This is a genomic window from Paraburkholderia polaris, assembly GCF_012927345.1.
GTDB classification, from domain to species: domain Bacteria; phylum Pseudomonadota; class Gammaproteobacteria; order Burkholderiales; family Burkholderiaceae; genus Paraburkholderia; species Paraburkholderia polaris.
The window spans coordinates 1-12,674 of sequence record NZ_JABBGJ010000057.1 but is presented as its reverse complement, the minus strand read 5'-3'; the positions used below and the strand labels follow the sequence as shown (position 1 = coordinate 12,674).

General features: G+C 63.3%; 6 protein-coding genes and 1 rRNA gene. 6 read left to right on the top strand and 1 reads right to left on the bottom strand.

Annotation, left to right across the window (positions count from 1 at the left end):
- Nucleotides 1-26 precede the first annotated feature (26 nt).
- From HHL24_RS37860 to HHL24_RS37840, 5 genes are all read left to right on the top strand, one after another.
- A complete protein-coding gene (locus HHL24_RS37860; protein WP_169490457.1) occupies nucleotides 27-728 on the top strand; it encodes a DUF1175 domain-containing protein in 702 nt (233 codons plus the stop codon).
- A complete protein-coding gene (locus HHL24_RS37855) occupies nucleotides 725-5,551 on the top strand; it encodes an alpha-2-macroglobulin family protein (protein WP_169490424.1) in 4,827 nt (1,608 codons plus the stop codon). Before HHL24_RS37860 ends, HHL24_RS37855 begins: the two co-directional genes overlap by 4 nt.
- Nucleotides 5,552-5,868: 317 nt before the next feature.
- The gene (locus HHL24_RS37850; protein WP_169490423.1) at nucleotides 5,869-7,497 is read left to right on the top strand and encodes a DUF2300 domain-containing protein; all 1,629 of its coding nucleotides are present in this window, start codon (nucleotides 5,869-5,871) and stop codon (nucleotides 7,495-7,497) included.
- Nucleotides 7,498-7,694: 197 nt separating this feature from the next.
- The gene (locus HHL24_RS37845) at nucleotides 7,695-8,480 is read left to right on the top strand and encodes a YfaP family protein (RefSeq protein ID WP_230417741.1); all 786 of its coding nucleotides are present in this window, start codon (nucleotides 7,695-7,697) and stop codon (nucleotides 8,478-8,480) included.
- 22 nt (nucleotides 8,481-8,502) lie between these two features.
- Nucleotides 8,503-9,300: a YfaP family protein gene (locus HHL24_RS37840; protein WP_169490421.1), complete on the top strand. Its 798-nt coding sequence runs from the start codon at nucleotides 8,503-8,505 to the stop codon at nucleotides 9,298-9,300.
- A gap of 481 nt (nucleotides 9,301-9,781) precedes the next feature.
- Here the strand turns inward: HHL24_RS37840 and rpoD are convergent, their stop codons facing one another.
- Nucleotides 9,782-11,785, bottom strand: coding sequence for an RNA polymerase sigma factor RpoD (rpoD, locus tag HHL24_RS37835; RefSeq protein WP_169490420.1), 2,004 nt, complete (start codon nucleotides 11,783-11,785; stop codon nucleotides 9,782-9,784).
- Nucleotides 11,786-12,609: 824 nt separating this feature from the next.
- Between rpoD and HHL24_RS37830 the strand changes: the two genes are divergently transcribed.
- Nucleotides 12,610-12,674, top strand: a 16S ribosomal RNA gene (locus tag HHL24_RS37830); the annotation flags it as partial.

Here is a 12,674-nt window from a genome sequence, read left to right as displayed (position 1 = left end):
ACGCGACTGCTACTTCTTCTTCGCCGATGCTCCGTACCATCGCTGTCACGCGGCGCATCTGGCTCGCTCGGGCGGCTTCCGCGTTCGCGATGGCCAGCCTTGCGCCCTACGCAAACGCGCTCACCACCGCAACCGCATCGCCCGACCCCGACGCGCTCTCGCCTCAGCAATCCGCCGCATTTCGCGCCTGGTTCGTGCGGATCGTCGACCAGCAAATGCGCCGCGGCCCAACACCGCGTTGGACGCAACGCGATTGTGCGGGCCTCGTGCGCTTTGCCGTCGGCGAGACGCTCAAGCCGCATGACAGCAAATGGCTGCGCGCGAATGGCATGACCAGTCTCGCGGACACCAGCAGCATGCCGCCCGAACTGCAGTTGTCCGCATCGCAACGCGGAATCGCGAATCGCTGGACCCAGCTCGACGGTTCCACCGGCGCGTACGCGTCGGCGATCGCGCTGATTCAACGCAATAGCCGGTTTGTTTCGAAGGACGTGAATCAGGCGCTGCCCGGCGACTTGCTGTTCTTCGACCAGGGCGACGACCAGCATCTGATGATCTGGCTGGATCGCTACATCGCTTATCACACAGGCACCGTTACGCCGACCGATACCGGTCTGCGCGCCGTCGCCGTCTCCGACTTGATGCAATGGAAAGATTCCCGCTGGCAGCCGCTCGACGGCAATCCGAATTTCGTTGGCGTGTTTCGTTTGGACTTTCTGACACCATGACCCGATTGAATTCCGTCACCGCGTCGCGCGCCTGGCTCGGCAACTTACATCGTCGTGCGGGCGTCGCGCTGGTCGCGCTCTTCGCGGCCATGACGCTCGTCATCGCACCAACGGCCTATGCCGACGACGACGCCTCGAGCACCGCCGCCGATACCAACATCGCCGCGAATCCGACGCTGCAATCGGCGCCGTCGAGCAACTTCACTTCGCAGAAGGTCGACGGTCAGCCGTTCTTCCTGCTGTCGGATGCGAGCTTCGGCAGCGATCAGTTGGCGCAGGTGCGGCTGGAAGCACCCGGCCGCGAGTTTAAGGATGCGTTGCAGGCGTACGGCGGCGCGGACATCGTCGTCTATCGCGTGCCGAAGCCGTTGGACTTTTTGAAGGCGCAGAAGAATCTGCATCGACTGAATGTCGCGCCGAATTACCAGGGCGAAGGGCTGGCAAATACGTTGGCTTATTTGTGGGACCGCTGGTTCACCGAGGCACGCCGCGCGTGGCAGCGCGTGCTGTCGTTCGCAACGCGCAGCAAGGCGACCCAAGCCGAGCCGCAATTCAAGCTCGGCGAAGAGACCGGCAAGCAGACGCAATTCCAGCAGAACTCGCAGTTCGCGCCGCTGAAAGGCTATGACATGGTCGCGCGCTTTCGCTATCCGATCTGGGACGCGAAGGTGATCGAGCCGCCGAAGGGAGTGAATCTCGAAGGCAGCAGCAGTAACTTCATTGAAGCGAGTTCAGGCAACGTGATGATTCCGGTCGGCAAGCTGCCGCCGGGGCTGTATATCGTCGAGGCTGTGATCGGCAACTATCGCGCGCATACCTTGCTGTTCGTGTCGGACACGGTCGCGGTCGTGAAAGCGGCGTCGAGCGGCATGCTGGTGTGGACCACACGGCGCGATAACGGCAAGCCGGTGCCGAATACCGACGTGAGCTGGACCGACGGCGTCGGCGTGCTGCAAAGCGGCGCGACCGGCAGCGACGGCGCACTGGTGCTGCAACACGTGAGCCCCGAGCGCAGCTATGTTCTGGGCACCGATCCGCAAGGCGGCGTGTTCGTCTCGGAGAATTTCTATTACGACAGCGAGATCTACAACACCAAGATCTACGCGGTGACCGACCGTCCGATGTACCGGCCGGGTGACGCGGTGCATGTGAAGTTCATCGGCCGCACGTTCCAGAACGCGACGCAATCGACCGCGCCGGCCGATGCCGATATCAAGCTCGACGTACTCGATCCGAACGGCTCGCCGGTGGCGACCAGCAAGGTGCATTTTGCTTCCGATACGGGCGCGGATACCTCGTTCACGCTGCCCGCCGATGCCACCGCCGGCGGCTATACGCTGCGCTTCGATTACAACGGCGATGTATACGGCAGCGCATTTCGCGTCGCCGAATATGTGAAGCCGCATTTCGACGTCAACCTGTCGATGGATAAAACCGACTATGCAACCGGCGAGCAACTGAAGGGCAAGATCCAGTTGCGCTATCCGGACGGCAAGCCTGTGCGCGACAGCAAGGTTTCGGTCACGCTGCGTGCGCAGAAAGTGACGATCGTCGACGGTGAACTGCGCTATGCGGGGTTGTTTCCGGTCAAGCTGGAACAGCAGGAACTCACGACCGATAGCGACGGCAACGCGAGCCTCACGCTGCCCGCCGCCAAAGAACCGAGCCGTTATGCGTTGACGCTGTTCGCGCAGGACGGCGCGGCGTACAAGGTGCGTGTGACGCGTGAGGTGCTGATCGCGCGCGGCGCGACGCCTTATCGCTTGTCGACGGCCAAGTCGTTTTCGCAGCCGAAGGAAGCGGTCAATTTCGATCTGCAAGCGCTCGGTGCAATCGATCCGTCTTCACACGCGCCGGCCAAGTGGGAATGGACGCGCCTCGAATCGCAAACTCATGGCGAAGGCGCACTCAAAGGCGCAACGGCAGGCGGCAAGCTGTCGTTCCCGGTGCAATTCGACGAACCGGGGTCGTACATGCTGTCCGTCAAGGACGACACGGGCAACCTGCTCGCCGCCGCGAGTCATTGGGTTGCAGGCGATGGCCTGAAAGCGATTCCGGGCAGCGTTGAGATCGTCTTCGATCGCGACAAGTACAAGATCGGCGATACCGCCGAAGCGCTGATCACCTTCCCGATGCCGGTCGACGATGCACTCCTGACGCTGGAGCGCGACAACGTCGAACACCGTGCGTTGCTGACAGCCGGCGGCGACTGGCTGCAATTGCAACGTGTGGCCCCGTCGCAATGGAAAGCGCGCATCAAGGTCGGCGAAGAATTCGCGCCGAACATGACGTTTTCGGTGCTGTACGTGCATGCCGGCGAATACGTGTTCCAGAACGCGGGCATCGTGGTCGCGCAGCCGCAGTTCGAATTGAACGTGAAGAGCGACAAGCCGGTGTACGGCCCGGGCGATACGGTCACGCTGAACTTCGATAGCACGCTGAACGGCAAGCCGGAAGCGGCGAACCTGACGGTGAGCGTGGTCGATGAAATGGTCTACGTGTTGCAGCCGGAAATCGCGCCGAATATCGTCGACTTTTTCTATCACCCGCGCCGCAACAATGTGCGGACGTCGTCGAGTCTGTCGTTCATTACGTACGACCTTGCGCGCTCGCCGTTGAAGGGCGCGCCGGGCGGCCCGCAACGCGCCAACTACAACGAGCGCGGCGTGAAGGTGCTCGAACGGCCGCGTCGTGACGATCAGGACACCGCCGCGTGGGAAGGCACGCTGAAGACCGACGCGAACGGTCACGCCACCATGACGTTCAAGATGCCGGACTCGCTGGCCCGCTGGCGCATCACCGTGCGCGCGGCGGCGCCGGACGGTATGGTCGGTCAACGTACCGCGTATGTGCGCTCGGACAAGGCGCTGTATCTCAAGTGGAGCGGGCCGTCGCATTTCCGCGTCAACGATCAGCCGGCCATCGACATGATCGCCTTCAATCAAACCGACGCGGATATGGACGCCGAGTGGGTGGTCGACGGTGGCGGCCTCTCGTTGAACCAGAAGGTCACGCTCAAGCGCGGCGCCAACTATCTGCGTCTGCCGAGTGGCGCGCTGAAGGCGGGTGTGATCAACGCGAGCTTGCGCCGTACGGGTAAGGACGTGGATCGCTTGCAGACCACTATCCATCTCGATGCGAGCGGCTGGCTCGATCTGCATCAGAACACGGTGGCGCTCGACGGCTCGAACAAGCCGCTCAATCTGCCGCAAGATGCGCAGGATATTAGCGTGCGTTTTGTCGGCAGTGCCGCGAGCCAATTCGCACGCGTCGCCGACGATCTGATCAATTACCCATACGGATGCGCCGAGCAGACGTCGAGCCGCCTGATTCCGCTGGCGCTCGCCCACGACGCCATCGGCCGCGGCCTCGGCGGTGACGGCGGCGCGAGTTCCACGCAGGGGCTCGAAGCGCTGTTGCGCAATCAGCGGCAACGTCTGGCGATGCTGGCGGGTGTTGGCGGCACGTTCGGCTGGTGGGGCGATACGACTGGCGGCAGTTCGCTGATTACCGCTTACGCGTACTACGCGGACTGGCTCGCGAGCCGCAGCCTCGGCATTACGCTGCCCGCCGACAACTGGCAGCATGCGATGGACGTCTATCGCGATGCCGGTGCGAAAGAACCGCTGTTGCATCGCGCGCTGGCGCTGTGGTTCATGCAGCAGATGGGCTTGCCGGTCGCAACGCCGGTTTCGGGCGTAGCGGCGGACTTGATGAGCGATGCAGCGGCCACCGGCAAGGCGCCGTCTGGTAACGCCACGTATGGCGCGTCGGACAGCATCGTGTTCGCGCAAGCCGATTCGCCGCGCGGCAAGCAGATGGCAACGCTGCTGATCGCCAACATGGCGCGCAGCACGAATGCTCAACTGCCGGACGGTTTCGATGCTGCGGCGAGCGCTGTACGCGCGGCATTGGCTAACGATCCCGCTCCGCTCGTACAGAGCCTGCTTTACATGACGGGTGGAGACAGTGGCGCGGCCGTCGATGCATCGGCCTTGCTCGCGAAGAGCAGCGCAGACTACCCGACGCTCGATCGTGCGTTGACGTTGCTGTGGGTGCGCAAAGCGCTCGGCGGCGACACGACGCCGGCTTCGCTGCCGTCGCTGCAAGTCGCAGGCTGGACGCGCGCTGCGACGCCGACCGGTACGCCGCTCTGGAAGTGGACCGGTGCCGCACGCGCCGAAGGGAGCCCCCTGGGAGGTTTGCCGGCCACGCTCGATGCAGGTGGCGCGCGCACCGACGTGAACGCGCTGGTCTCGTTCCGCAGCCATACGAGCGAGGACAGCCGTCTGAACATCACGGTCGAACGTCGTTTCTACAAGCTGGAGCCGCTCGAAGTGACGGTCGATCCGAAGAAGGCGGGCGGCGCCGAGAGCCAGCTGGGTCGCTCGGCGTTCACCGCGCGCCTGGTCAAGTCAGGCGATGCGATCGACAGCAATGCGCTGTACGTCGATGAAGTCACGCTCACGCCGCGCTCCGGCAACGCATACCACTACGGTCTGCTCGACGTGCCGCTGCCGCCGGGCGGCGATGTCGAGGCGACCAGCTGGGGCGTGTCGATCGACGGTTTGCCGGGCGAGAAGGAAGGGGTAAGCGGTCCGCAGCCGTTCGCGCGCGCCGCGTCGTACGAGATGGGTGAGCTGGCTTATCACCAGCCGGTGCCCTTGCTCGATCGTCCGGTGACGTTGCGGCAACTGGTGCGCTTTGCGTTACCGGGCACGTTCGCGTTGCCGCCGGCTCGCTACTTCCGCATGTATCAGCCGGACGCCAAGGCGTTCGAAGGCGGCAAGAGCGATCGCGTGACGACCCTGCGTATTCAGTAAGCGAGACCGCTATGTTCTCCGCTCTTTGGCACTCGCGCGATCGTCTGGCAGCTGCGCTGCGGGTTGCGCTCGCCGTGGGAGCGGGATGTGTTTTGGGTGATGGGGGCGTGGTTGCTGCGGCTGCATTGTCAGCCGCGCCGTCAATGTCGGCGCCGATTGTGCCGCTGACTTCGCCGTCAAGCCCATCGCCAATTGCGTCGTCAAGGTTGGCACCAAGCTCGTTGCCAAATGCGTCGCCAACGTCGTCGCCACGCTCATCGGCAGAGTCGGCGTCAAGCTCGTCGCTGATCGCTCCGTCAACCGCGTCCTCTGCGCAAATGCTGCACTTCGCCTGGTTGCGCGACGGTCAATTGCAGCTTTGGCAATTCAACGCCGGCGCTGCCGCGGACGGCCTCGCGCCGCAGTCCGCGCGCCCCTTGCCGGCGACACTGGAAACGCCGCTCGGCAGCGTGTGGAAGCTGTTCGTCTACGGTTATCTGGTCGATCGCAACATCGCCACGCCGGACTACACCTGCAGCGGCGGCGATCCTGAAGAAGTGTATTGCTGCATGACGGGCGGCCACGTCGACCGCGAACATGCGCTGGTGCAATCGTGCGGACGCTTTTTCGAGCCGGCACGCCTGCAACTCGATCCCGCCGACTGGCGCAAGTATTGGACGGCCGCGCATGCGCCCGTCTGGTTGCGCGACCTCCACGCGATGACGCCCACGCACCGCGTGCCGGTGACCGGCTTGCTCGCCGCATTGCAGGCGATGCCGGCACGGCCGCGCGAAGCGGCGGCGAGCACGCTGGTGTCGGTGCTGACCAGTGGGCGCGGCGAAGGCACCGTGTCGCTATACGGCAGCGTGCTGCGCGCCAAAACCTGGACCATGCCAGACCCGGCTCGGCCTGGGGCATCGATTGGCGGCGCGGCAGGCTGGCTGGCCGACGGCACGCCGGTGTGGTTGGGCGGCCCCGGCGGCAGCGCGCGCGTGCTGGCGGCGGCCGCGCCGCGCATCGCGCCGTTGCTCACACAAGTCACCGTGCCTGACGACAACGCCTGTGTGCTGGTCGACTTCTTCAGCCGCTATCCGATTCGTCAGGTGCTCGGCGACAAAGGGCCGGCAGCGGCGCCCGAGGGTCCGCTGCGTGGCGATTTCCGGATCGGCTTCGCCAACGGTAACTGGGCGCGTGTGGAAAGCCGCGGCGAACTGCGGCTCGATCGCGACGCCGCAGGTGCGCCGCAAGTGGTCGGCCGCTTCGGCATGAATGACTACGTCGCGCGGGTGGTCGAGCGGGAAGGCGACACGAGCCAGCCGGAAGCGGCGAAAGCTTTGGCGGTGGCGGCGCGCTCCTATGTCGTGCAGCATGGCAATCACGATCACGGCTGCTTCCGTATCGACGACAGCAGCAGCACGCAGCGCGTCCTGCCGCGCGCCCCGACCGCTGCCGCGCGCCGTGCGGCCGATCTGACCGACGCGCTGGTGCTCACGGGCGTGCCGGTTCAGTATCACCACGACAAGGCCGCACCCGGTCAGATGAGCTGGCTTGCCGCGAAGGCGTCCGCGCAAACCGGTCTCACTTTCGATGCCATTCTCTCGCGCACCTGGCCGCAAGCGACCTTGACGTCGTTCGAGAGCCCGCTGTCTGGCGATTGCATCCAGGTGGCCGGCGCGCAGCAATGGCTGCAGCGCAACGCGCCGTTGTGGGCGCGGCGCATGGACGGCGCGGCCGGCTACGAGACGCCTGATCTGCCGGCCGTGTGCGCAGTGCGCGAAGGACGGCCCTATGCGGACGCGCAGCGCAATCGCGTGTACGTGTATCGCTTGCAAACCGAAGAGGACCGCATTGCGTTGGCGCATGAATATATTCACCTCGCGTTCCAGCATCATCCGCGTGGCCTCGATGAAGCGTTCGTCGAACGTACCGCCCGCACGCTGATCCGTACCGACAATCCGATCCAATGAATACCGTCTCGCGCTCGCTTTCCGCCATGCTCCGCGCGCTCCCTGTGATGCGCCGGGTTCGAATTCTTGCGGCCGTTGCTTTGGCGCCGCTTATGCAGTGCGTTCGAGTTCGCGTGAAAGTCACCTTGCCATCTCTTACGCGCGGTGTTCGAGTGCACATGGCAATTGCCGTGGCCTCGGCTGCGCTGGCGGCAAGTATGGCGACGAATGTACAAGCTGCCGGCGCGGATGGCGGCGGCGGTGGCGGCGCGCTTGTCGATCTGACCGGCGCTTTTGGCGGCTGGCGCCACAGCGGACTGACGAACGAAGGCGAGCACTTCGTCGCGGCGTATCCCCGGCCGCCGGTCGACCGTGGCGCGCAACGCTATCGCACGCTGATCGAAGGACGTCTGAAGCACATCGACAAACACGCGCGCAAGCCGCCGACGCTGGTCGTCAACGGCAACCCGACGCCGCTCTATACCGACGACCAAGGCGCGTTCGCGCGCCCTTGGGCATTCGGCGCAGGCTCGAACAGCATCGAATTGATTTCCGCCGACGGCAAGCAGCGCCAGCGCATGCAGTTCTACGAAGCCGACCGCAGCAAGCCGCAAGCGAAGCTGCGCGCGATCGTCACGTGGGATGATCCGAAAGCGCAGGTGGATCTGCACGTGATCACGCCGGATGGTCTGCACGCGTTCTTCGCCAATCCCACGCTCGAAGACGGCAGCGGCTTCGACGTCGATTCGGTGGACGGCGCGGGGCCGGGGATTTTTTCGTCGGCGGCGCCCGAGCACGGGACGTGGCTGTTCTTTCTGAACTACTGGGGCAACTTCGATTCGACCGGCTACAACTTCGACGCCGCCGCGCACGAGCGCGACGTGATTACCGCGACGTTGACGCTGGTCTTCAATGAAAACACGCCGAACGAGCGGCGTGAAACGATGGTCGTGCCGCTGCGCAAGATCGGCGACCTGCTGCTCGTGAAAAGCGAGCGACTCTGACAGCGCGATGGGAGCAGTGACGATGAAGGTCAAGACGACGGGTTGGGTGAAGGCTGGCTGGATGATGCTCGTCGTCGCCTGTTTGCAGGCTGCGACGGCGGCGCACGCGAGCGATATCGACTTCGGCGCGCCGTTGAACGGCTGGCGCAACACCAGCGGCGACAGCGAGCGCTATACGCAGGATGTGCATTACCCGGCGGTATCGGTGTCGACGCCGGAAGGCCAGTCGAAGTTCGCGCTGATCGAGGGACAAATCCGTAACGCGCCGAAGAAGAAGGGCACCACCGTGGGCACGCTGGTGGTCGACGGTACGCCGTTGCCGCAGCGCGTTGAGGAGGACGGCAAGTTCTCGCGGCCTTACGCGTTTCCGTCCGGCAGCAACAGCGTTGAACTGCGGGCGCCGGACGGTTCGCGCAAGCGCGTGCAGTTTTACGACGCGTACAGCGGCAAAACGCAACCGAAGTTGCGCGTGGTGCTCGCATGGGACACCGACGGCACCGATCTGGACTTGCATGTGGTCTCGCCGGACGGCGTGCATACCTGGTATGGCGATCGCGTTGCGCCGAATGGCGGTGCGCTCGACGTGGATGTGACGACCGGCTATGGGCCGGAGATTTACTCGTCGGCGGCGCCGTTGAAGGGCACGTATCTCGTCTACGTGAATTACTACGGCAACGGAAACAGCGGCAGCGATATGACCGTCGCGCAGGTGACGATCATCACGAACGAAAATACGCCCTGCGAGAAGAGCGAAACGATTCGGGTGCCAATGCGTAAGCCGGGCGAGCTGACGCTCGTGAAGACGTTTGTGATGCCTTAAGTCTAACGCTGTGCGTTTTTTGCCTGCGGAGCCGCTCGCTCCGGTGCTTGCGACCCGGTGCGAGCAGGGCATGAAATCTCAACGCGCACAACGACTTGCATGAGTCTTGCGCAGGATATCCACAGGCTTGCGAACAATTTGTGTGGATAAATGCGGCGGTTGCCGACGGCACTCGGGCGGTACTCCATTTAGCCCGGCACCAATCAGCCGTAACCCATGGAAGGACGATGTCCCGACGGTTATGCCCGTAGCCAGGACGCAGTTGCTATGCCGCTATTGGTATGTGCTTTTTCGGATGGGGGAGCAGGGCGGACGGAACGATGCCCGGAATTGCCAATCGCCAGAGCGGCGTAAGTTGGACGCACCTCGCTTTTGATAAGCCTGGCGCGGCCCAACTGATCGACACGGTTCGCGATTGAACCGCGCGTTGTGTACGGCATGCACTTGCCGTGCATGATGCACGACAAGCGCAACGACCGGCTTAGCGGTCGAGGAACGACTTCAGGCGGTCTGCGCGGCTCGGATGCATCAGCTTACGCATCGCCTTGCTCTCGATCTGACGAATCCGCTCGCGCGTGACGTCGAATTGCTTGCCGACTTCTTCGAGCGTATGGTCCGACTTCGTGTTGATGCCGTAGCGCATACGCAGCACCTTCGCTTCGCGCGGCGACAGCGAGTCGAGCGCGTCGTCGATGGCGGCGCGCAAGTCGGCTTGCATCGCTGCGTCAGCCGGCGAGGAAGCTGCCGAATCTTCGATCATGTCGCCGAGCGTGGCGTCGCCGTCGTCGCCAACCGGCGTTTCCATCGACACCGGCTGCTTGGCGATCTTCAGAATGCCGCGCACCTTCTCTTCCGACAGTTCCATGCGTTCTGCCAGTACTGACGGATGGGCTTCCTGACCGGTCTGCTGCAGGATCTCGCGCGAAATGCGGTTGAGCTTGTTGATCGTTTCGATCATGTGCACCGGCACGCGAATCGTGCGCGCCTGGTCGGCGAGCGAGCGCGTCACGGCCTGGCGAACCCACCAGGTTGCATACGTCGAAAACTTCCAGCCGCGGCGGTATTCGAACTTGTCCACCGCCTTCATCAAACCGATGTTGCCTTCCTGGATCAGGTCGAGGAACAGCATGCCGCGGTTGACGTACTTCTTCGCGATCGAGATCACGAGACGCAGATTCGCCTCGATCATCTCGCTCTTGGCCTTGCGCATCTTCGACTCGGCCGCAACCATCTGACGATTGATCTCTTTCAGATGCTTGAGCGGCAGCGAAACGGTCGCTTCGATGTCGATCAGCTTTTGCTGTTCCGATTGGATTGCCGGCAGATGGCGCTCCAGCGCCGCACCGAACGACGACGAACCGCGCGCGGCGCGCTCCGTCCAGCCGAGGTCGGCTTCGTGACCCTTGAACGACTCGATGAACTGCTCGCGCGGCATGCCGCTCTTCGTCACGACGATTTGCAGAATGTTGCGCTCGATCGCGCGAACCTGCGCGACCTGGCTTTGCACGTCGCCGCACAGGCGGTCGATCGTGCGGGCCGTGAAGCGAATCTTCGCGAGGTGCTGCTGGATCTCTTCGCGGGCGCGCTGATAGGCTTTCGACGTGACGTCGCCGCGCGTGTGCGAGGCGTTCTGCTGGTCGGACAGAATGCCGACTTGCGCGAAGATTTCCAGACAATCGCTGGTGAGCTGCTTCAGACGTGCTTCGTCCGCTGCCGAGGAGTCGGCCGGACCGGCGTCGTCGTCGTCTTCGCTATCGCTGTCGTCATCGTCGGTCGCGTCGGCGTCGACGTCTGCTGCGGCGTCCGCGCTCGCGTTGGCGTCTTCCGCGGCGAGCGTGTCTTCATTCAGACCGTCGACCAGTTCGTCGATCCGCAGTTCGCCGTCCGCTACCTGTTGGGCGCTCGCCAGAATGGCGGAGATCGCGAGCGGGCACGCGGCAATCGCCTGCACCATTTCGTGAAGACCGTCTTCGATGCGCTTCGCAATCGCGATTTCGCCCGCGCGGGTCAGCAGCTCGGTTGCACCCATTTCGCGCATGTACATACGCACGGGGTCGGTCGTACGGCCGAACTCGGAATCGACGGTCGACAACGCGACTTCGGTTTCCTCGTCTGCCTGATCGTCCGACACCACGGCGGGGGCGTTCGAGTTGAGCAGCAGGGTTTCCGCATCCGGAGCCTGCTCGTAGACCGACACGCCCATGTCGTTGAAGGCGCTGACGATGCTGTCGATTGCCGCCGTCTGCGCGAAGTTGTCGGGCAGGTGGTCGTTGATCTGCGCGTGGGTCAGGTAGCCTTGCTCCTTGCCCAGCTGGATCAGCGCGCGCATCTGGCGTTGACGCTCTTCGGCTTGTTGCGGCGGCAGTTCAGCCGCTACGGGGATCGCTTTGCCTGCGCCCTTGCCCTTGGCTGTACGGCCAGCGGGCGCTTTGGCGGCGTATCCGGCAGTTTCGTGTTGCGAATCTTCGCGATCAAAAGGGTTCACGTATTCTCCTCTAGAGGCTTCGCTATGAGACGCAAGACGCTACCGTCAGGCGTTTCGAGCATGGCTCAACATCACCTGAGTGACTCAACGCGGTTGTTTGGCTGTGCTCTTGGGGAGCAAAAAAGATGAGCCCGCGCGAAGCGGGCCGATAGAAATGTGCGAAATTCGCGCGGCTCGTAGTATATCCGAACTTGCGCCTTCGCGCTCATTGTGAGCACACGATTTCGTCGTGCGCTCCTGTCGACGGCCTGTTCGCGCCCCGCTAGTCATAGGGCGGATGCTTGTCACAGGCGGCGCGTCGACAGCTCGCCGCGCCTAACGACAGGCTTCCTACTATAGATGAAGTCGCGCACCCTCACACGGCGTGCTCGCATTCTGCTGCCTTACTATATATAGGGGCGCTGAGGAGGGATGCAAGTTCTGGCGTTGATTCGCACTTACCCAAAAGAAAATTCACAGAAGGGGGTTGACGACCTGTCGGTCGATCTTCATAATCTCGTTTCTCTGCTTCTGATGCAGCGACGCAGAACGAAGCGGTACCGGTGGTTGCGAGGCGGGCGGTTGATGCCTGCAGTGCGCGGTGCGGTTTTGGTGGTGAATGCGTAATCGATCTTTAAAAATTAACAGCCGATAAGTGTGGGCGCTTGATGCGCGACGCGCAGTGGACTCTTCGGGGTCTGCTGGAAGCGAAAGTATCAAGTCTCACACTAGTATTAAAGGAAGGTTTTCCTGCTGGGGTGGAAACACGCTGGCAGGATGATCATTCGTCAGTACGTTGAGTGAGCGACCGGTTCGTAACAGAACCGAAAAACAGTAACAGGTTTGAACTGAAGAGTTTGATCCTGGCTCAGATTGAACGCTGGCGGCATGCCTTACACATGCAAGTCGA